The organism is Flexivirga endophytica, from assembly GCF_014640635.1.
Classification (GTDB): Bacteria; Actinomycetota; Actinomycetes; order Actinomycetales; family Dermatophilaceae; genus Flexivirga; species Flexivirga endophytica.
The window spans coordinates 344,551-365,314 of record NZ_BMHI01000005.1; the positions used below are offsets into that span (position 1 = coordinate 344,551).

19 protein-coding genes are annotated in these 20,764 nt (G+C 68.5%); 15 read left to right on the forward strand and 4 right to left on the reverse strand.

The genetic code is table 11. From position 1 onward, the window contains the following. The first annotated feature begins 8 nt into the window (after positions 1-8). The 5 genes from rimP (at position 9) to IEX71_RS16940 (ending at position 6,001) form a co-directional block, all read left to right on the forward strand. Positions 9-548, forward strand: coding sequence for a ribosome maturation factor RimP (gene rimP / locus IEX71_RS16920; protein WP_188838207.1), 540 nt, complete (start codon positions 9-11; stop codon positions 546-548). Continuing rightward, on the forward strand, positions 548-1,558 hold the full coding sequence (gene nusA, locus IEX71_RS16925) for a transcription termination factor NusA (RefSeq protein WP_188838208.1): 1,011 nt from the start codon (positions 548-550) through the stop codon (positions 1,556-1,558). The genes rimP and nusA overlap by 1 nt, the downstream gene beginning before the upstream one ends. 13 nt (positions 1,559-1,571) lie before the next feature. Continuing rightward, entirely contained in the window at positions 1,572-1,901 is a 330-nt protein-coding gene (locus IEX71_RS16930; protein ID WP_188838209.1) for a YlxR family protein, read from the forward strand. A gap of 202 nt (positions 1,902-2,103) precedes the next feature. Beyond that, the gene (gene infB, locus IEX71_RS16935) at positions 2,104-4,983 is read left to right on the forward strand and encodes a translation initiation factor IF-2 (RefSeq protein WP_188838210.1); all 2,880 of its coding nucleotides are present in this window, start codon (positions 2,104-2,106) and stop codon (positions 4,981-4,983) included. A gap of 127 nt (positions 4,984-5,110) precedes the next feature. Then, positions 5,111-6,001, forward strand: coding sequence for a Gfo/Idh/MocA family protein (locus IEX71_RS16940; RefSeq protein WP_188838211.1), 891 nt, complete (start codon positions 5,111-5,113; stop codon positions 5,999-6,001). Between the two features lie 4 nt (positions 6,002-6,005). On the opposite strand, the gene IEX71_RS16945 is transcribed toward IEX71_RS16940, so the two are convergent. Together IEX71_RS16945 and IEX71_RS16950 are read right to left on the reverse strand one after the other, a co-directional pair. Then, on the reverse strand, positions 6,006-6,980 hold the full coding sequence (locus tag IEX71_RS16945) for a zinc-binding dehydrogenase (protein WP_188838212.1): 975 nt from the start codon (positions 6,978-6,980) through the stop codon (positions 6,006-6,008). A 29-nt stretch (positions 6,981-7,009) separates the two neighbouring features. Next, positions 7,010-8,233 carry a benzoate/H(+) symporter BenE family transporter gene (locus tag IEX71_RS16950; RefSeq protein ID WP_188838213.1) on the reverse strand — a complete coding sequence of 408 codons (1,224 nt, stop codon included), beginning with the start codon at positions 8,231-8,233 and terminating at the stop codon, positions 7,010-7,012. A gap of 78 nt (positions 8,234-8,311) precedes the next feature. On the opposite strand from IEX71_RS16950, the gene IEX71_RS16955 reads away from it, so the two are divergent. Then, positions 8,312-8,845, forward strand: a complete 534-nt coding sequence (locus tag IEX71_RS16955) for an XRE family transcriptional regulator (protein WP_188838214.1) — start codon at positions 8,312-8,314, stop codon at positions 8,843-8,845. A gap of 9 nt (positions 8,846-8,854) precedes the next feature. Here the strand turns inward: IEX71_RS16955 and IEX71_RS16960 are convergent, their stop codons facing one another. Then, positions 8,855-9,235: a VOC family protein gene (locus tag IEX71_RS16960; protein WP_188838215.1), complete on the reverse strand. Its 381-nt coding sequence runs from the start codon at positions 9,233-9,235 to the stop codon at positions 8,855-8,857. A gap of 58 nt (positions 9,236-9,293) precedes the next feature. Here IEX71_RS16960 and IEX71_RS16965 point away from each other — a divergent pair, with 58 nt between their 5' ends. From IEX71_RS16965 to IEX71_RS17005, 9 genes are all read left to right on the forward strand, one after another. After that, entirely contained in the window at positions 9,294-10,133 is an 840-nt protein-coding gene (locus tag IEX71_RS16965; RefSeq protein ID WP_188838216.1) for an AraC family transcriptional regulator, read from the forward strand. Between the two features lie 28 nt (positions 10,134-10,161). After that, positions 10,162-11,190: a TRM11 family SAM-dependent methyltransferase gene (locus IEX71_RS16970; RefSeq protein ID WP_188838217.1), complete on the forward strand. Its 1,029-nt coding sequence runs from the start codon at positions 10,162-10,164 to the stop codon at positions 11,188-11,190. 56 nt (positions 11,191-11,246) lie between these two features. Then, positions 11,247-11,684 (forward strand): 30S ribosome-binding factor RbfA, encoded by a 438-nt coding sequence (rbfA, locus tag IEX71_RS16975; protein WP_188838218.1) that lies wholly within the window; start codon positions 11,247-11,249, stop codon positions 11,682-11,684. A 58-nt stretch (positions 11,685-11,742) separates the two neighbouring features. Next, positions 11,743-12,645 (forward strand): tRNA pseudouridine(55) synthase TruB, encoded by a 903-nt coding sequence (gene truB / locus IEX71_RS16980; RefSeq protein ID WP_188838219.1) that lies wholly within the window; start codon positions 11,743-11,745, stop codon positions 12,643-12,645. 96 nt (positions 12,646-12,741) lie between these two features. Next, the gene (nicT, locus tag IEX71_RS16985; protein WP_195826151.1) at positions 12,742-13,866 is read left to right on the forward strand and encodes a Nickel transporter NicT; all 1,125 of its coding nucleotides are present in this window, start codon (positions 12,742-12,744) and stop codon (positions 13,864-13,866) included. A 102-nt stretch (positions 13,867-13,968) separates the two neighbouring features. Beyond that, on the forward strand, positions 13,969-14,922 hold the full coding sequence (locus IEX71_RS16990) for a bifunctional riboflavin kinase/FAD synthetase (RefSeq protein ID WP_188838220.1): 954 nt from the start codon (positions 13,969-13,971) through the stop codon (positions 14,920-14,922). 45 nt (positions 14,923-14,967) lie between these two features. Next, positions 14,968-16,800, forward strand: coding sequence for an AMP-dependent synthetase/ligase (locus IEX71_RS16995; protein WP_188838221.1), 1,833 nt, complete (start codon positions 14,968-14,970; stop codon positions 16,798-16,800). 163 nt (positions 16,801-16,963) lie between these two features. Further along, positions 16,964-18,919 (forward strand): TIGR03960 family B12-binding radical SAM protein, encoded by a 1,956-nt coding sequence (locus IEX71_RS17000; protein WP_188838222.1) that lies wholly within the window; start codon positions 16,964-16,966, stop codon positions 18,917-18,919. 56 nt (positions 18,920-18,975) lie between these two features. Beyond that, positions 18,976-19,908, forward strand: coding sequence for a phosphotransferase (locus tag IEX71_RS17005; RefSeq protein WP_188838223.1), 933 nt, complete (start codon positions 18,976-18,978; stop codon positions 19,906-19,908). A gap of 2 nt (positions 19,909-19,910) precedes the next feature. Here the strand turns inward: IEX71_RS17005 and IEX71_RS17010 are convergent, their stop codons facing one another. Continuing rightward, on the reverse strand, positions 19,911-20,609 hold the full coding sequence (locus IEX71_RS17010; protein ID WP_188838224.1) for a GNAT family N-acetyltransferase: 699 nt from the start codon (positions 20,607-20,609) through the stop codon (positions 19,911-19,913). Between the last annotated feature and the right edge of the window lie 155 nt (positions 20,610-20,764).

The following is a 20,764-nucleotide window of genomic DNA, read 5'->3' on the forward strand; positions in this document are numbered from 1 at the left end:
CGTCAGGAATGAGCGAGAAGCAATCCGCCCGGACGGACCGTATCTCCGCAGATCTCGCCGAGGTCCTCGCGCCGTTGGACCTGCTGGTCGAAGACGTCACCGTTATGCCCGCGGGCAAGCGGCGCTTGGTGCGCGTGCTGGTCGATCGCGACCTGCCCGCCGATACGGATCCCACCGCCGCGGTCCCGCCACTGGACCTCGATCAGGTCGCCGACGTGACCCGGTTGGTCAGCGACCGGCTCGACGAGACGGACGCGATGGGGGAGCACGCCTATGTTCTCGAGGTCAGCTCACCGGGCACCGACCGTCCGCTGACGCTGCCGCGGCACTTCCGGCGCAACGTCGGCCGGCTGATCGAACTCTCGGTGCCCGACGCCGAGCCGGTCACCGGCCGGATCACCCGCGCTGACGACGCCGGTTTCACATTGACGGTGACCGGTAAGAAGGGCGCCACCAGCGAGCAGGCCTTCTCGTATGACGACGGCCTGCACGGCGCCGTGCAGGTCGAGTTCAATCGCAGCAGCGACACCACCGGAGAGGACCACTGATGGACATCGACATGGCCGCGTTGCGCGCATTGGAGCGCGAGCGGGACATCCCGATGGACGTGATCGTGCCCGCCATCGAGCAGGCACTGCTGACGGCGTATCACCGGGAGGACGGCACCTACCGCAATGCGCGCGTGGAGTTGGACCGCAAATCCGGTCACGTCGTCGTCTGGGCGCGCGAGGATGCTCCGGTCGACGAGGAGGGCAATCGCGGCGAGCCCGGACCCGAGTTCGACGACACCCCGAGCGACTTCGGACGCGTCGCCGCGGCGACGGCCCGCCAGGTCATCGTGCAGCGGATGCGTGATGTGGAGGACGAGGCGATCCTCGGCGACTTCCGCGGCCGCGAGGGCGACATCGTCGCCGGCGTCATCCAGCAGTCCAGTGACCCGCACGCGGTGCACGTCGACTTCGGCACCGTCGAGGGGCTGTTGCCGTCGGCCGAGCAGGTTCCGGGGGAGCGCTACGTCCATGGTGAGCGGCTGCGTGCCTATGTCGTGAGCGTCAAGCGCGGACCCAAGGGACCGCAGATCATGCTCTCGCGCAAGCACCCCAACCTGGTCCGCAAGCTCTTCGCGCTCGAGGTGCCCGAGATCGCCGACGGCACCGTCGAGATCTCGGCGCTGGCGCGCGAGGCGGGGCATCGCAGCAAGATCGCGGTCCACGGCAAGCAGCAGGGGGTCAACGCAAAGGGCGCCTGCATCGGCCCGATGGGCTCGCGCGTGCGCGCAGTGATGACCGAGCTGCGGGGCGAGAAGATCGACATCGTCGACTTCTCCGAGGACCCCGCGCAGTTCATCGCCGCGGCGTTGTCCCCGTCCCGGGTGGAGTCGGTCGACATCATCGACGACCGTGCGCGGTCGGCTCGCGTCGTCGTGCCGGACTTCCAGTTGAGCCTCGCGATCGGCAAGGAGGGCCAGAACGCCCGCCTCGCCGCGAAGCTCACCGGCTGGCGTATCGACATCCGACCGGACACCGACGCCCCCGGCGATGCCGGGGTAACCGACTGACTGCGGTAGGCTGATGGTGAGCGGTCGCACGCGAGGCCGCCGCACCCCACCTGTCACCGCAACCCGGCATGCCGGGCTGCGGACCTGTGTGGGATGTCGGACTCGCGACGAACGATCAGCATTGCTACGGGTGGTCGCACTCGTCGGGAATGACGCAGCGCAGACGGATGTTTCGCTGCTCGTGCCCGATGGAGGTGGCCGTTTGCCGGGCCGCGGGGCCTGGCTGCATCCCCGGCCGGACTGTCTCGACAAGGCGGACCAGCGGCGAGCATTTCCCCGTGCGTTACGGATCACCCACGCGGTGGACCTCACGCCGGTCAGGGAGTGGATCGCCGGGCGATGAAGCCCGTCATACATCCCGTATGACGAGTGAACTGTGACACGTGGACGGTGACGTCCGCGCTGGCAACAACGACCGAAGGCGGGTTTTGACGCTGATGAGCACCCGATGAGTACTCAGCGATGAAGCACCCAAACTGGCGGTTCGTGCTGCCCGGCTGACTTGGCCGGCCGACCCGGACCGCCGCAATCCGACAAGGAGAAGTGTGGCTAAGGTTCGGGTTCACGAGCTCGCGAAAGAGCTCGGAATGCCAAGCAAGGATCTGCTTGCCTACCTCAAGGAGCAGGGCGAGTTCGTCAAGACGGCGAGCTCGACCATCGAGGCTCCGGTAGTGCGCAAGATCAAGGAAAATCCTCCCGCCGGCGCAGGTGCCGACGATGGAGCGACCGAGAAGAAGACTCCGGCCAAGAAGGCGACTCCCACGCCGCCGACCGCCGAGAAGTCGAGCTCGACCACGACGACGGCGCCCACGGCGCCGGCCCCGAAGGCTGCCCCGCAGCCGGGTCCCAAGCCCGGTCCGAAGGCTGCCCCCAAGCCGGCACCCGAGGCTCCGGCGGCAACACCGGCTCCGGCACCCGAGAAGGCGACCCCTGCTCCGGCACCGGCCGCCAAGCCGGAGACCCCGGCAGCTTCCGCCCCGGCAGCTTCCGCGCCGGCAGCTCCGGCGGCGCGTGCCTCAGGTCCGCGTCCGGCCGCTCCCGGTCCGCGACCGGAGCGTCAGCAGGGTTCGCAGCGTTCCGGTGGTGGCCGCGGAGGCGCTCCGCGTCCGGGCGCCCCGCGCCCGGGCAACAACCCGTTCTCCTCGAGCCAGGGCATGCGCTCGGGTGGCCCGGCTCGTCCGGGCAACAACCCGTTCGCGCCCAGCCAGGGCATGCCGCGTCCGGCCTCCGGCCGTGGCGGTGCGGGCGGCGCCGCTGGCCCGCGTCCGGGCGCTCCGCGTCCCGGTGGCACCGGTGCTGCCGGTGCACGTCCGGCGGCCGCTCCGCGTCCCGGAGGTGCTGGTGCACCTCGCCCCAACCCGGGCATGATGCCCGACCGCGCAGCGGTCCGCCCCGGTGAGCGTCCGGCCCGTGGCCGTGGCGGTCCCGGTGGTGGACCCGGCGGTGCTCGCGGTGGTGGCTTCCGTCCTGGTGGCGGTCGTGGCCCAGGTGGCCGCGGCGGCACGCAGGGTGCGTTCGGTCGAGGCGGCGGAAAGGTCCGCGGTCGCAAGTCGAAGCGCGCGAAGCGTCAAGAGTTCGAGCAGATGCAGGCGCCGTCCGTCGGCGGTGTGACTGTTCCGCGCGGTGACGGTTCGACCGTGGTCCGGATGCGTCGCGGTGCGTCGCTGACCGACTTCGCCGACCGCATCGACGCCAACCCGGCGTCGCTGGTGACGGTGCTCTTCCACCTCGGCGAGATGGCCACGGCCACCCAGTCGCTGGACGAGGACACCTTTGCGCTGCTCGGCTCCGAGCTCGGCTACAACATCCAGATCGTCTCGCCGGAGGAGGAGGAGAAGGAGCTGTTCGACTCCTTCAACATCGACCTCGAGGCCGAGGAAGAGGATGACGACCTCAAGCCGCGTCCGCCGGTCGTGACCGTCATGGGTCACGTCGACCACGGTAAGACCCGGTTGCTGGACGCCGTTCGTCACGCGGACGTGCAGTCCGGTGAGGCCGGCGGCATCACGCAGCACATCGGTGCTTACCAGGTGCATGTGGAGCACGAGGGCAACGACCGCGCGATCACCTTCATCGACACCCCGGGTCACGAGGCATTCACCGCCATGCGTGCTCGTGGTGCGAAGGTCACCGACATCGCGATCCTGGTCGTGGCCGCCGACGACGGCGTCATGCCGCAGACGGTGGAGGCGCTCAACCACGCACAGGCCGCCGGTCTGCCGATCGTGGTCGCGGTCAACAAGATCGACGTCGACGGTGCCAACCCCGACAAGGTCCGTCAGCAGTTGACCGAATACAACCTCATCGCCGAGGAGTACGGCGGCGACACGATGTTCGTCGAGGTCTCGGCCAAGCAGGCCGCGAACATCGACGGGCTGCTCGAGGCTGTGCTGCTGACCGCGGATGCGGCGCTGGACCTGCGTGCCAACCCGGACCGCCCCGCCCAGGGCGTCGCGATCGAGGCCAACCTGGACCGCGGACGCGGTTCAGTCGCAACGGTGTTGGTGCAGCAGGGCACGCTGCGGGTCGGTGACGGCATCGTGGCCGGCACCGCGCACGGACGTGTCCGCGCCATGCTCGACGAGCACGGCAACAACGTCTACGAGGCGACGCCGTCACGTCCGGTACAGGTGACCGGTCTGGCGTCGGTGCCGCGTGCGGGTGACACCTTCGTGGTGGCCCCGGACGACCGCACCGCCCGGCAGATCGCCGAGAAGCGTGAGGCTGCCGACCGGCAGGCCGCGCTGGCGAAGGTTCGCAAGCGGATCAGCCTGGAGGACCTCAACGAGCAGCTCGAGGCCGGCAAGATCGAGACCCTCAACCTCATCCTCAAGGGTGACGTGTCCGGTTCGGTCGAAGCTCTCGAGGACGCGCTGCTGCAGATCGATGTCGGCGACGACGTGGACCTGCGGATCATCGACCGTGGCGTCGGCGCCATCACGATGAACAACATCAACCTTGCGGTCGCCTCGGATGCGGTGATCATCGGCTTCAACGTGCGAGCCGAGGGTCAGAACGCCGAGTATGCCGACAAGGAGGGCGTCGAGATCCGCTACTACTCGGTGATCTACCAGGCCATCGAGGAGATCGAGCAGGCGCTGAAGGGCATGCTCAAGCCGGAGTACGAAGAGGTCGAGCTCGGCACTGCGGAGATCCGCGAGATCTTCCGGTCCAGCAAGTTCGGCAACATCGCCGGTTCGATCGTCCGGTCCGGCGAGATCAAGCGTGGCTCGAAGGCGCGGATCACCCGCGACGGGAAGGTCGTGTCCGAGAACGTCGAGGTCGCCGGTCTGCGGCGCTTCAAGGACGACGTCACCGAGGTCCGCGAGGGCTTCGAGTGCGGTATCAACCTCGGGTCCTACAACGACCTGCAGTTGGGCGACCTGATCGCGACATACGAGATGCGCGAGAAGCCCCGCGACTGATGCAAGGCTGCTCTGATTGAGCGGCATACGCACGCATTGAGCGGCACACCGGTTCAGCCCGAATCGGTGTGCCGCTCAATGCATTGGTATGCCGGTCGATCGCCAGGCCGTATGCCAGGCTGTGGGTATGCGATTCGGACTGGTCGGCACCGGCTATTGGGCACGCGAGACACACGGGCCCGGCATACAGGCATCGAGCAACGAGTTGGTCGGACTGTGGGGACGCGACCCGGCAAAGGCAGCAGAGGCAGCGGAAATCCTTGGCGTCGAAGCATTTTCGAGTCATGACGCATTGCTCGACGCTGTCGAGGCCGTGTCGTATGCCGTGCCGCCCGACGTGCAGGCACCATTGGCACTCGACGCGGCGCGCGCCGGCAAGCACCTGCTGCTGGACAAGCCGGTCGCACTTGACGCGGAAGTCGCACGAGAGCTGCGGGCTGCCGCAAAGGCATCCGGGTCACGGTCGGTGGTGTTCTTCACCGCGCGATACACGCCCGAAACGCGTTCCTGGCTGGCCGAATTGGCCGCCGAGGATCAGTGGCGCGGATCGTGGACCGAGTGGATCGCGGCCAACCAGCGGCCGGAGAGTCCCTACAAGGACTCGCCGTGGCGACAGCGGGAGGGCGCGCTCTGGGATCTCGGACCGCATCTGCTCGGCACGCTCGTCCCGGCGCTCGGACCGGTCGACGCCGTCGTGGCGGTAGCGGGCGTCGGCGATGCCGTGCACCTGACACTGACCCATGAGACGGGCGCGGTGAGCACGGCGACCATCGCCCTCTGGGGGCCGCCTGCGGCATACACCTGGGGGATACGCATGTGGGGTGAGTCGGGCATCAGCGCCGCGCCGCCCCGGTCGACCTCCGCGCCGCTGGCCCTCGCGACGGCGGCCGACGAGCTCGCGTCCGCAGCGTCCGAGGGACGTGAGCACCCGCTCGGACTCGACTTCGGCGTCCGGGTCGTCGAGCTACTCGCAGACGCCGCAAGACAATTGGGCCGCGGTCCGGCCGACGGCGCCTGAGCGGTCAGTCGCCCGTCGTCAGGACGATCTTGCCGAAGCTGTCGCCGGCAGCGAGCCGCTCGAACGCGGCCCGCGCCTGCCCGAGCGGCAGCGTCTGATCAATGACGGGCGAGATGCCTTCCCGTGCAACGAAATCGACGAGTCGACGCATTTCGGGCAACGACCCCATGGTCGAACCGATCACCCGCAGCTGCTTGAAGAAGATCTTGGTCAGCTCGGCCTTCTCCGGTGCGTCCCCGGAGGTCGCTCCGCAGATGACGATCGTGCCGCCGGGGTTGAGCGAGTTGACCGAGTGGCTCCAGGTCGCCGCACCCACCGACTCCATCACGGCGTTGACCCGCTCCGGCAACCGCTCGCCACTGGCGAACGCGCGGTCCGCGCCGAGCTCGACGGCCTGGGCGCCGCGTGCCTCGTCGCGCGACGTCACCCACATCCGTAGCCCCGCGGCGGATCCGAGCTGCACCAGCGCGGTGGAAACGCCACCGCCGGCGCCCTGCACCAGCACCGTGTCGCCGGGGGAGACGCCGGCATTGCTGAACAGCATCCGGTATGCCGTGAGCCACGCCGTGGACAAGCAGCCCGCCAGCTCCCAGGACATCCCGTCCGGCTTGGGCACCAGGTGGTTGGTCGGGACGACGACCTGCTCGGCGAGTGTGCCGTCATACAGCTCGGACAGGAGTGTCCGGCGCGGGTCGAGTGTCTCGTCGCCCGACCACCCGGGGCTCGGTATGACGCTGTGCAGGATCACCTCGCGACCGTCGTCGGTGACGCCTGCGCCGTCGCAGCCGAGAACCATCGGTAGCTTGTCCTCGCCGAGCCCGACCCCCTGCAGGGACCACAGGTCGTGCCGGTTGAGGGCCGCCGCGCGCAGGTGCACGCGCGCCCAGCCGTCCGGCACCTCCGGATCGGGCCGCTCGCCCACCTCGAGTGCACTGAGCGGATCGTTGCGGTCGAGTCGGGCGGCATACGCGGCAAGCATGTCTCCACCCTACGAGCCGGACCGCCGGTTCAGTGGCCCGTGGGACGAGCGACGCCGCGCAGCAACCACCAGCGGGCCGCCAGTCCCGCCAGCAGCGCCCAGAAAGCGGCTTCGATGCCGCCGATGGTCGTGCCCGAGGCGGCCACGACCAGGGTGAGGACCGCCGCCGTCGTCTCTGCGACCCCGGCGTTTCCGGGTCCTCGCCCGCCCAGCGCACCCTGCAGAGCGCCGCTCAACGCCCCGAGCAGTGCGAGCCCGGCGACGGTCTCGATGACCCCGGACGGTGCCAGCGTCACCAGCGTGGTGAGCGCGGCGGAGGAGAGGCCGAGCGCGAGGTAGGTGATGCCGCTGGAGGTTGCTGCCAACCATCGACGAGTGGTGTCCGGTCCGGCATCTGGCCCCGCGGCCAATGCGGCGCTGATCGCCGCCAGATTGATCGTGTGACCACCCGCTGGAGCGCCGAGCACCGTACCGGCGCCGGTGACCAGCATGCTGGGGCGCCACGGCACGGTGTAGCCGAAGCCGCGGATCACCGCGACGCCGGGAATGTTCTGTGAGGCCATCGTGACGACGTAGAGAGGGAGAGCGATGCCGAGCACGGCCTGCACCGACAGTTGTGGCGCGACCAGCGCGAGTGCGGGCAGCATCCGGTGATCGCCGAACGACGTTCCGGTGCGGGCAAGTTCGACGCCGATCACGATGCTCGCCGCGAGGAAGGCGCCCGGCACGGCCCACCGGGGTGCGATGCGCACGAGGACGAGCCAGACGAGGATCACCGGCAGCACGTCCCACGGATGTATGGCGACGGCGCGCACGGGCTCCAGGCACAACGGCAGCAGCACGCCGGCCAGCATCGCCTGCGCGATGGTCGTCGGGATGCGCGCGATCAGGTCGGCCAATCCCGACCAGAGCCCGGTCGCGACGATGAGGATTCCCGTGATGGCGAAGGCACCGGTCGCCGCCGGCCAACCTCCCGACACTGCACCGGACCCCGCGAGCAGTGCCGCGCCAGGCGTGGACCAGGCAATGGTGATGGGGATCCGGAAACGTGTTGCCAGGGCTATCGCGGCGAGGCCTTGCAGCATCGTCACCGCGAGCAGGCCTGAAGCCGCTTGCGCAGGGCTGGCACCCACAGCGCGCAGGCCGGTGAGCACGACGGCGAAGGAGCTGGTGAATCCCACGAGCGCACAGACGATTCCGGCGATGACCGGGGTTGCGGAGTCGCTGCGTTGCGCGGGTAGAGTGTCGAGCATGTGCTGTTCCGTTCGCGAAACGTTCTGTTTGCAGAACGCTAGCGCCGACGACCTGTCACCGCGACGAGGGTCCACCACATGAGCGCAGGCGAGACGTCGGCGGCGGTCGGCGCACGCATCCGGGAAGCACGGGAGCGCCGCGGGATCAGCCTGTCCGCACTGGCCCGCGATGCAGGCATCGGCAAGGCCACGCTGTCGCAACTCGAAGCAGGAGAACGCAACCCGACGATCGAGACGCTCTACGCGATCTGCGGTCCGCTGGGTGTGCCGTTGTCCGCCTTGGTCGGTGAGGTCGAAGGTTCGCGGGCCGCGGCCGCGGGCGGGATGCGCACCGTGCTGCTCGACCTGCGCCGTCGGCCGGACGGCACGACGGTCGAGGTCTTCCGCCTCGACTTCCCTGCGGGTGCTCGCCATACGTCACCGGCACACGGGCGGCAGGTCACCGAGCATCTGGTGGTGACGGGCGGCGCCATACGGGTGCGTATGACGACGTCGCTCCTGGTGCGGGCGGGGGAATCGACCACCTGGACCAGCAACCGGAAGCATTCGTATGCCGCGATCGGCGGCCCGGCCGAGGCCGTGCTGGTGATCACGACCCCGGCCGCGGGCTGAGCGACTGGCTCAGCCCCAGTTCGCGAGATTGGTGATGCAGAAGGGATGACCCGCTGGGTCCAGCAGCACCGTCCAGGTCTCACCGGGCTGCTGCTCCGGCTTGGTGGCGCCGAGCTCGACGCAGCGCGCCACGGCCGCCTCGACGTCCTCGGCCGCGAGATCCAGGTGGAACTGCTTGTGCCCGTCGTCCGGCCACGACGGTCGCTGATAGTCGGGTGTCGCGCCGAAGCCGATCCGCTGGTCCCCGTGCTGCAACATCGCGTAACCGTCGCCCTGGGCCGTGATGTCCCAGCCGAGCGCCGCGCTGTAGAACGTGGCCATCGCGGCGGCGTCGTCGCAATCGATGGTGACCATGCCGATGGAGATGGTCGGCGTGGTGGTGTCGGTCATCTGTGGCTCCTCGAAATCGTTGATGGGTCTGTCCGCCCATCCTTCTAAGCTGCCGGGTATGCCGCATAGGACAATCGCGACAAGTGACGGGGTGATCTTGGATCCACGGAGCTTCGCCGAGCACGCGACGTTGACCAGGCCGGCGTGCCACCCTGCGCTGGAGCCGTGGGTCGAGCACTACTGGACGGTGCAGTGGCAACTGCCAGCGGGAGCGTCATACCGCTCATCGCTGGTGCCCGTGGCGCAGGCCAATCTCACCGTGGAGACCGCGGGCTCCGATCGCGCCGGCGCGGACGGCCCCGGCGTGTTCGTCACCGGGGTCGTCAGCCGCAGCCGTTTCGACGTCACTCTGACGGGGACCGGCGGCGTCGTCGGTGCGAAGTTCCGCCCCGGGGCGCTGACCGCACTGACCGGCATCGAGGCAGCCGACCTGCGCGACCGGGTGCGACCGGCGACCGCTGTTCTCGCCGGGGCCGACGCGTTGCTCGGTCTGACCCCGGACCGGCCCGATGCGCTGGACCGGCTCGACGCGTTCCTGCTGGCGCGAGCCACCGGCGACCATGCCGAGCTCGACACGGTCGGCCGGGTCATCGCCACGCTGGAGGACTCCGCGCCGGCGATGTCCGCGGCGGAGCTCGCCGACCGTTGCGGGCTGAAGCTGCGGTCGCTGCAACGCCTCTGTCGCCACTACATCGGCGTCGGACCGCAATGGCTGGTCGCCCGTGCTCGGGTGCACACGGCCATCGCGCGACTGAACGCAAGTGACTACGACACACTCGCCGAGCTGGCCGTCGAGTTGGGTTGGTTCGACCAGGCGCACATGGGGCGCGACTTCGCCGCGCTGGTGGGGGAGTCTCCCGGCGCCTACCGCGACCGCGTGCACTCCGGCACCGATTAGCCGCGGTGGGTGCAGCTAGCGTTGACGCGTGCCCGATCACCTCATCCTGCTCGCACCTTCCGCCAACCGTGTGTATGCCGCGGACGCTCCGCGCCTGGCCGAAGCCGAACTCCGCACCATGGCCATGGGTTTCGGCCTGTTGGATCCCGACGTGTCGGCGACCCGGGTCGCGGGTGTCGACTATCTGGCGTTGCACACCGGGAGTGAACTGACCGACCTGGACACCCGGGTTCTGTCGGAGCTGTCCGCCGCCCACGCGATCTTCCGCCGGGAGGGCGACCTGCTCGCCCCGGTCCCGGTGCAGCGGCGCGCGCCATACCCGGGCGATCTGGTGACGATCCAGAAATATCAGGGCAAGACCAACGAGCAGTGGACCCGGCTGCTGCTCAACGTGACGGCTGCCGCTGCGCGCTCGCCCGAGCGCCTGCTCGATGGCACCCTGCACGTGCTGGACCCGATGTGCGGACGCGGCACCACCCTCAACATCGCGTTGTCACTCGGCCTCGACGTCACCGGCATCGAACTGGACACCAAGGACTTCCAGGCCTATTCGGCGTTCATCAAGACCTGGATGCGTCAGCACCGGCTGAAGCACTCGGCCGACGACTCCAGCTTGCGTACCAGCGGGCGCAGCCGCGGCAAGCAGTTACGTGTCGAGGTCGCGGCCTCCAAGGACGCCTACAAGGCGGGCGATACACAGCACGTCACCTACCTGTCGACCGACACCACCGACATCGACGGGCTCATGAAGCCGCGCAGCGTCGACGTGGTCGTGACCGACACGCCATACGGCGTGCAGCACGGCTCGCACGGCGACCGGCTCGCACGGAGTCCGCTCTCGCTGCTCGACGACGCACTGCCCCAGTGGCAGCGGCTGCTGCGCACCGGCGGGGCCGTCGGGCTGTCCTACAACCGGCATGTCGCACCGCGCGAGGAGCTGGCCGCGCTGCTCGGCGCGCACGGGCTGACCCCGGTCGGCGGACCGGCCGACGAGTTCCGCCACCGGGTCGACGCCTCGATAGACCGTGACCTGATCGTGGCCCGCAAGGAAGGGTGAACGTAGGGTGGTGCGTTGCTCCCGAACCCGAAACCCGAAACCACCTGGAGGCTGAGATGGCTGACCCGGCACGCGCCCGCAAGATCGCCGAGCGCACCAAGACCCTTGTCGCCGACTTCGTCGAGCGCCGGGTCAAGGACGAGCGCCTCGGTTTCGTGACGATCACCGACGTCCGTGTCACCGGTGACCTGCAGCACGCGTCGATCTTCTACACCGTGTTCGGCTCCGACGAGGAGCGCGCGAACACCGCTGAGGCGCTTGAAGACTGGCGCGGACGCATCCGCTCACACGTAGGCAAGGGGCTCGGCATCCGGTTGACTCCTTCGCTGGAGTTCATCCCCGACGCGATCCCGGAAGGCGCCGCGAACATCGAGGATGCGCTCAAGGCGGCACGTGAGCGCGACGAGGAGCTGGCCCGGAGCAAGTCCGCCGCGTCATACGCCGGCGACGCGGATCCCTACAAGAAGCCCGCCGACGCAGCCGACGAAGAGTGAGCACCCCACGAAGTTTCTCCCCCGCTTCGCTCCTCCGCATACTTCGCGGGGACCCGGCATGACCGCAGACGGCCTGCTGCTGGTCGACAAACCAGCCGGCTGGACCAGCCACGATGTCGTGGCCCGCAGCCGGCGGCTGGCACACACCCGCCGGGTCGGTCACGCGGGCACGCTGGACCCGATGGCGACCGGCGTGCTGGTGCTCGGCATCAACAAGGCGACCAAGCTGCTGACCTTCCTGGTCGGGTGCGACAAGACCTACACGGCCACGATCCGGCTGGGGCAGTCCACCGTCACCGACGACGCCGAGGGCGAGGTCACCGCCTCGTATGACGCCGCCGGGCTGACACCGGAGCAGGTCGCGTCTGCCGTCGGACGACTCACCGGCGACATCGAGCAGGTGCCCAGCTCGGTCAGCGCCATCAAGGTGGATGGGGTCCGCTCCTACGCCAAGGTGCGCGGGGGAGACGATGTGAAGCTGCAGCCTCGACCGGTGCGGGTGAGTCGCTTCGACGTCCTCGACGAGCGTGAGATCCCTTCCGACACAGGCACGTTGCGGGACATCGACATCGAGGTCGAGGTGTCGTCGGGGACCTACGTCCGGGCCTTGGCGCGGGACCTGGGTGAGGCACTCGGCATCGGCGGCCACCTCACCGCGCTGCGGCGGACCCGCGTCGGTCGGTTCGGCATCGAGGACTGTACGGCGCTGGACGAGCTCGCCGCGCGGGCCGACCGGGACGATCCGTTGCCGGTAATCGGCATGGGCGAGGCGGCCGCCGCCCAGTTCCCGGTGCGTCGCATCAGTGCCGAGGAGGCCGTCGACCTGCGCCACGGCAAGCGGCTCACCCGGCGGGCGGATCCGGTGGAGTTGTCCGCCGCGATCACCGAATCCGGCGAATTGGTGGCGATGCTCGACGAGAGCGGCCCGGTGCCCGTCTCGCGGGTGGTCTTTCCGGCCTGAGGAACCCCACCGATCGGGCCGGCGCCCCTGATCGTTCGGACAGTCTTCTGCTCCACATGCGACGTCGTCGCGCTTTGTCGATATGCTCGGCGGATCATGGCTACCGTCACCGCACAGCGGACCTCCAAGGTCGACCGCGCCCGCGCGTTCCTCGCCGATTTCACTCCGGCAGAACGCCGCTCGGTCCTCGGTATGTCGGCCGCGGTGCTCGCGCTGCACGTGCTCGGTTGGGGCACCCTGCTGTTCGTGGTCGCGCCGCAGCACTTCGAGCTCGGGGCCGACACAGCGCACGCGCAGGCCTTCGGCATCGGCCTTGGTGTGACGGCATACACCCTCGGCATGCGGCACGCCTTCGACGCCGACCACATCGCCGCCATCGACAACACGACCCGCAAGTTGCTCTCCGACGGCAAACGGCCGATGTCGGTCGGCTTCTGGTTCTCCCTCGGCCACTCCAGCGTCGTCTTCGGGCTCTGCTTCCTGCTCGCCCTCGGGATGAAGGCGCTCGCCGGCTCGGTCGAGAACGACGGCTCCACGCTGCACGCAGTCACCGGTGTCATCGGTGTCACCGTGTCAGGCCTGTTCCTTTGGATCATCGGCATCCTCAACCTGATCGCGTTCATCGGCATCATCCGCGTATGGCGCCGGGCCCGGCAGGGCCATTTCGACGAGGAGGCGCTGGAGCACCACCTCAACTCGCGTGGCTTCGTCAACCGGATCCTCGGCGGCCTGACCAAGTCGGTGACCAAGCCGTGGAACATGTATCCGATCGGCTTCCTCTTCGGCCTCGGCTTCGACACCGCGACCGAGGTCAGCCTGCTGGTCCTCGCCGGCGGCGCCGCTGTCTCGCTGCCGTGGTACGCCATACTCACGCTGCCGGTGCTGTTCGCCGCGGGGATGAGCCTGCTCGATGCGGCCGACGGCGTCTTCATGGCCAAGGCCTACCGCTGGGCGTTCGCCAAGCCGCTGCGCAGGCTCTACTACAACGCGACCGTCACCTGGCTGTCGGTCTTCGTGGCACTGGTGATCGGTTCGATCGAGCTGTGCTCGGTGATCTCCGAACGCTTCTCCTGGACCGACGGGCCCGTCGCCGCCATCGGCTCGATCGACCTGGACGGAGTCGGATTCGTCATCGTCGGGGTGTTCCTCGTGACGTGGTTGCTCGCGGTCGCTGCGTGGCGGTTCCTGCGCCTGTCGGAGGAGGAACTACCGGCGCGTTAAAGTTGCGCGGTGAAGTCAATTCAACACAGCCACGGACCGCTTGGGATGCGCTCGCGTCGCAAGGAGCTTGCGACTGGCGCAGCGAGCGCAGAGTAAGCGTCCGTGCTACGCCTTTCGAAGCTGACCGAGATCCCCGCCGACTTCGGTGAATGCGTGGTCACCATCGGTAATTTCGACGGAGTACACCGCGGGCATGCGGCACTGTTGCACCAGGTCGTCGAGCGGGCCCGCGCTCGCGGCGTCCGGTCCTGCGCGGTGACGTTCGATCCGCACCCGTTACAGGTCCTGCACCCCGAGCGCGCACCGCACTTGATCGCATCCTCGGCCACCCGCTTCGCGCGCCTGGCCGAGACCGGCCTCGATGCCGTCCTCGTGCTGGACTTCACCCCGGAACTCGCCGCCATGACTCCGGAGGAGTTCGTGCGGGACGTCTTCGTCAACGGACTGCACGTCGCCGAGGCCGTGGTGGGGGGCGACACCCGGTTCGGCGCCAAGAACGCCGGGGACGTCTCGACGCTGCGCCAGCTCGGCAAGCAGTACGACTTCACCGTTGACGTGATGCCGGACGTCGGCGAAGGACACCGCATCTCCTCCACCGACGTCCGCTCGGCGCTCGCCGAAGGCGCCGTGGACAGGGCTGCCCGCGCGCTCGGCCACCTGCACGATGTGCGTGGCGTCGTCGTGCGCGGGCTTCAGCGCGGCCGCGAGCTCGGATTCCCCACGGCCAATCTCGGGCCCAAACCGGAAGGTCTGGTCCCCGCCGACGGCGTGTATGTCGGCTGGCTGGTCCGTGAGGGCGTCGCGCTCGATGACCCCGAATACCGGATGCCGGCAGCGATCTCGGTCGGGACCAACCCGACGTTCGACGACGTTCCCGAGCGCACCGTGGAGGCCTACGTGCTCGATCGGGACGATCTCGATCTCTACGACGAAACGATCCGGATCGAGTTCGTCCGCCGGTTGCGTGGCAACACCAAGTTCACCTCGATCGACGCGCTCATCGCGCAGATGCATCGCGATGTGGATCAGGCTCGGGAGATATGTCGGACCCAGTGAGACGCTGGCTGACCAAACAGTGAACTGACGGGTAGGCTCCGGCCCATGACGAAGTCCCTCAGCGAAGAGCAGCCCGATCTCACGGTGGTCGAAGGCCGTGCCCGCTCCGTGGCCCACCTGTTCGTGGACCGTGTTGCCAAGAGTCCGACCCGTGAGGCGTTCCGCTATCCGGTGGGGGAGCAATGGCAGTCGATGACCTGGAGCGAGGTCGACGAACACGCCCGGCGGATCGCGGGCGGCCTGGTCTCGCTCGGCGTCGCGCCCGAGGACCGGGTCGCGGTCGCGTCGGCGACGCGCCTGGAGTGGGCGCTCGCGGACCTCGGCATCATGCTGGCCGCTGCGGCGACGACGACGATCTACCCCTCGACCACTGCCGACGAGGTTCTTTTCATCGTCTCCGACTCCGGCAGCACCGTGGTCTTCGCCGAGAACGAAGAGCAGGTCGCCAAGCTGCGCGGCGGTCGTGACGCCATACCGTCCGTGACCAAGGTCGTGCAGATCGACGGCGACGGCGACGGCGACTGGGTGATCGGCCTGGACGAGCTGGAGAAGCTCGGCGCGGCACACCTCGCTGAGCACGACGGCCTGCTCGAGGCGCGCATGGAGAAGCTGACGCCGCAGTCGCTGGCGACGCTGATCTACACCTCCGGCACCACGGGTCGGCCCAAGGGCGTGCGGCTGTCGCACGACGCGTGGACCTACGAGGCTGCGGCCGTCGACTCGGTCCGGATCCTGGGCGAGGACGACGTCCAATACCTCTGGCTGCCGCTCGCACACGTCTTCGGCAAGATCCTGCTCACCCTGCCCTTGCAGATCGGCTTCCCGACCGCCATCGACGGCCGCGTCGACAAGATCGTCGAGAACCTCCCGACCGTGCAACCGACCTGGATGGGCGCGGCGCCGCGCATCTTCGAGAAGGTCTACGGCCGCATCACCACGATGATGGCCGGTGAGGGCGGCGCCAAGGCGAAGATGTTCGACTGGGCCAGCGGCAACGCCCGCAAGGTCGCGACCGCACGCGCCGCCGGTGACAAGGTCAGTCCCGTGCTCGCCGCGCAGCACGCCGTCGGCAACAAGGTCGTGCTGGCCAAGATCCGCGAACGCTTCGGGGGACGCGTGCGCTTCTTCATCTCCGGCTCCGCGGCGCTCAACCAGGACGTCGCGCGCTGGTTCGACGCCATGGGTATGCCGATCCTCGAGGGCTACGGCCTCACCGAGACCTCGGCGGCCTCCTGCGTCAACCGCCCGGACGCCAATATCGTCGGCACCGTCGGCTGGCCCATCCCGGGCACCGAGGTCAAGATCGCCGGCGACGGTGAGGTCCTGATCAAGGGACCCGGCGTCATGCAGGGCTACCGCGGGCTCGACGACGTGACCGCGGAGACATTGGTCGACGGGTGGTTCCACACCGGTGACATCGGCGAGGTGCTGGAGACCGGGCACCTGCGCATCACCGATCGCAAGAAGGATCTGTTCAAGACCTCCAACGGCAAATACGTCGCGCCGAGCCTGATCGAGGCGACCTTCAAGGGCATCTGCCCCTACGCCTCGCAGTTCGTGGTCGAGGGCGACGGCCGCAAGTTCGTGTCGGCTCTCGTCACGCTCGACGAGGAGGCCATCGTGGATTGGGCCGCGGTCAACGGCATGGAAGGCGCCGACTACCACACGATCGTGTGCTCCGACGCCGCCCGCGAGATGGTGCAGGGGTATGTCGACGAGCTCAACCTCGGCCTGAACCGCTGGGAGCAGATCAAGAAGTTCATCATCCTGCCGCGTGACCTGACGGTCGAGGAGGGTGAGATCACCCCGAGTCTGAAGCTCAAGCGCACCGTGGTGACCCGCAAGTTCAAGGACGAGTTGGACCACCTCTACGACTGAGCCACTTCACTCGCAGAGGCTCGGATAGCGCCCGAGCGGCTCAGATGAAGCGAGCTTGATCGCCCGATTTTCTGAGCCGCTCGACGTTCATGTGAGCCTCTCGACGCGAGGACTGGGCGCCCAAAGTTTCCCTGCGAGTAGCTGGCGCCATACTCTGGTCCGCATGGCAGGTGAGTCACTCTTCCCCCGGCTCGAGCCGCTGCTGGAGCGGGTCAGCAAGCCGATCCAGTACGTCGGTGGCGAGCTCAACTCGACCGTCAAGGACTGGGACTGCGGCGGCTTCGGCGCCGGCGGCGAGGAGCAGACCGTCCGCTGGACGCTGATGTATCCCGACGCCTACGAGGTCGGCCTGCCCAACCAGGGCGTGATGATCCTCTATGAGGTCCTGAACGAACGCCCCGACACGATCGCCGAGCGGTCCTACTCGGTGTGGTCCGACATGGAAGCCGCCATGCGCGAGGCGGGCGTTCCACAGTTCACCGTCGACGGGCACCGCCGGGTGCGTGACTTCGACGTCTTCGGCTTCTCGATGTCGACCGAGCTCGGCTACACCAACATGCTCACCGCGATCGATCTGGCCGGTCTGCCGCTGCACGCCGCGGACCGCACCGACGAGGACCCGATCGTGCTGGTCGGCGGCCACGCGGCCTTCAACCCCGAGCCGGTCGCCGACTTCATCGACGCGGCCGTGCTGGGAGACGGTGAGGAAGCGCTGCTGCGGATCACCGACGTCATCAAGGCCTGGAAGGCCGAGGGCCGACCGGGCGGGCGACATGAGCTGTTGTTGCGGTTGGCGCGCACGGGCGGGGTCTACGTGCCCGCGTTCTACGACGTCGACTACCTGCCGGACGGCCGGATCAAGCGGGTCGCGCCGTCGCCCACGGCGCACGGCGTGCCGTGGCGCGTCTCGAAGCACACGGTCATGGACCTGGACGCCTGGCCCTATCCGAAGCAACCGCTGGTGCCCCTGGCCGAGACGGTGCACGAGCGCATGTCGGTGGAGATCTTCCGGGGCTGCACCCGCGGCTGCCGCTTCTGTCAGGCCGGCATGATCACCCGCCCGGTGCGCGAGCGGTCGATCACCGGCATCGGCGAGATGGTCCAGAAGGGCCTGGACGCAACAGGATTCGAGGAGGTCGGGCTGCTGTCGCTCTCGTCGGCTGACCACTCCGAGATCGCTGACATCACCAAGGGACTCGCGGACCGCTACGAGGGCAGCCAGACCGGACTGTCACTTCCGTCGACCCGCGTCGACGCCTTCAACATCGACCTGGCCAACGAGCTGACGCGCGGCGGCCGGCGATCCGGCCTGACGTTCGCCCCGGAGGGCGGATCGGAGCGGATCCGCAAGGTCATCAACAAGATGGTCAGCGAGGACGATCTGATCAACACCGTCGCGGCGGCGTTCTCTGCCGGGTGGCGGCAGGTCAAGCTCTACTTCATGTGCGGTCTGCCCACCGAGACCGACGAGGACGTGCTGCAGATCGCTGACCTCGCCAAGAGAGTTATCGAGACCGGCCGGAAGGTCAGCGGCCGCAAGGACATTCGATGCACGGTGTCGATCGGCGGTTTCGTGCCGAAGCCACACACGCCGTTCCAGTGGGCGGCGCAGCTCGGCGCCGAGGAGACCGACGCGCGGCTGGCGAAGCTGCGCGAGGAGATCAAGTCCGACCGCCGACTGGGTTCGTCGATCGGCATGCGCTACCACGACGGCAAGCCGGGCATCGTCGAAGGACTGCTCAGCCGCGGCGACCGCCGGGTGGGCGCAGTCATCGAGGCCGTATGGCGCGACGGGGGTCGCTTCGACGGGTGGAGCGAGCATTTCAGCTACGACCGTTGGATGGCTTGCGCGGCAACGGCTTTCGATGGTTCAGCGGTGTCGGTCGACTGGTACACCACCCGCGAGCGCGACGAGAACGAAGTGCTGCCGTGGGACCACCTCGACTCCGGTCTGGACAAGGACTGGCTCTGGGACGACTGGCAGGACGCGATCGACGAGCAGGAGCTCGACGACTGCCGGTGGACGCCCTGTTACGACTGTGGCGTGTGTCCGCAGATGAACACTGAGATCCAGATCGGCCCGACCGGCAAGAAGCTGTTGCCGCTGACCGTGGTCTGAGGCGCTCCGCCGAAAACTCGGGCGACGTGGCGCCAGTCGCTGGCTAGCGTGGCGGCATGCGAGTCCCACCTCCGGATGTCTCCGACGCCGACGTTGCACAATGCGTCGCGTCGGGTTGGGGAGTGCACGTCGACGAGATCGCTTATGTGCCGGTCGGATTCGGCAGTCATCACTGGCGGGTGCGGTCGGGGGCCGAATGGCTCTTCGTCACCGTCGATGTGGTGCGGGACGGGGCGCAGCTGGCTGCAGCGCTCGGCACCGCGGCGGCGCTGAGAGCACAGGGGCTGGAGTTCGTGCACGCTCCGCGGCCCGATACCAGTGGTGGACTACTGCAGACGGTGGCGGGTGGCCATACCCTCGTCGTCCACGAATGGCTGGACGGCACGGTGGTTTCGTCACTCGACGACGTGCCGCACGCGGCGACGACCGCCCTGCTGGCGAGGCTGCACGCCGCGTCGCTCGCCACGGTGCCGGCCCGAAGGGCCGACCTGGTCGTGCAGGGGCGCGTCGGTTTCGAGGCAGCGCTGCAGCAGATCGACACCACCTGGCCCGGTCCGTATGGCGAGAGGGCTCGCTCCTTGCTACGCGAGCACCGCGGTGGGTTGGGCGACCTGCTCGCCATACATGACAGGGAAGCGGCGAAAATGCTTGCGAACCAAGGAACGTGGGTCGTGACGCACGGCGAGCCGCACGGCGACAATCTGATCAGCGGTGACGACGGACTGCACCTCATCGACTGGGACACCGCGCTCGTCGCACCAGCAGCGCGCGACGTCTGGCAGGTCGGTGGCGCGCCCGAGCAGGACAACTACCGGGAGCTGACCGGGCGTAGCGTCCCACAGGACGAGCTGGACCACTTCCGCCGCGTTTGGGACCTCGCCGAGATTTGTCTCTACACAGCCGATTTCGCCGCTCCACACGACGAGACCGCGGACACGGCCATCATGTGGGGCGGTTTCGTCGAGTCGTTGGATCGACTGCTCGCCTGACGTCAGGCTCCGCGCCCGACGACCACGGCGAGATCGAGATGGCAGCCGATCAGGGTCGCCACGGAGCCGTCTCGCTGGGGTTCGTCGAACCAGATGCCCTGCTCGAAACCTGCCTTGGCCAGGATGCGCAAGGACGCCCCGTTGCGGTGATCCGGTGAGACGAACACGGTCCTGCCCTCGCCATACGCAGTCGGCAATCCGGTCAGCCAGATCCAGAGCAGCTTGGTACCGAAACCTCTGCCGAGCCAGGCTGGTTCGCCGATCAGGTAGTCGCCGCCGATCGCCTCCGGATCGGGAGTCAGGAGCGCATATCCGGGATGATCCTTGATCAGGTAGTCCTGGATGAAGCCGACAGATCGACCCATCGCCTCGACGACCGACATCCGGGTCGGTTCGCTGCCGTCGATCCGCGGCGCGTACCGGTCGATGATCTCCTGCCGGCTCGGGGCCGGACCGAACCAGCGCTGGACATGCTCCGCCTGCCGCCAGCGCTGCACGTCACGCAGGTCGCCGTGCGTCATCGGCCGGAGCGTGATCCGCGGGTCCCCATCCACGACGAAGCGCTTCGGCTCCCCGGACAGATCACCGGCGACAGGCACGGCCGGTGCCGCGATCCGCCGGGCAGCGGCCGACCAGCTTTCTCCTGCGGTGGTTTCGGTGTCCCACTCCTGATCGGCGGAGCGTAGGCGGATCCGTGTCACCGGACCTACGATTGCTGACCGGACAGGAGCGGGCAACCGACACCTCACAGGTGCTGTTCACCGAATTGTCAGGAAGCAGACACCGTGCGGATCGCAGGCGACCTTAGCGTTCGGGCAGCGCCGGTCCGGGGAAGCGGGCCGGCCGAACCACCCCG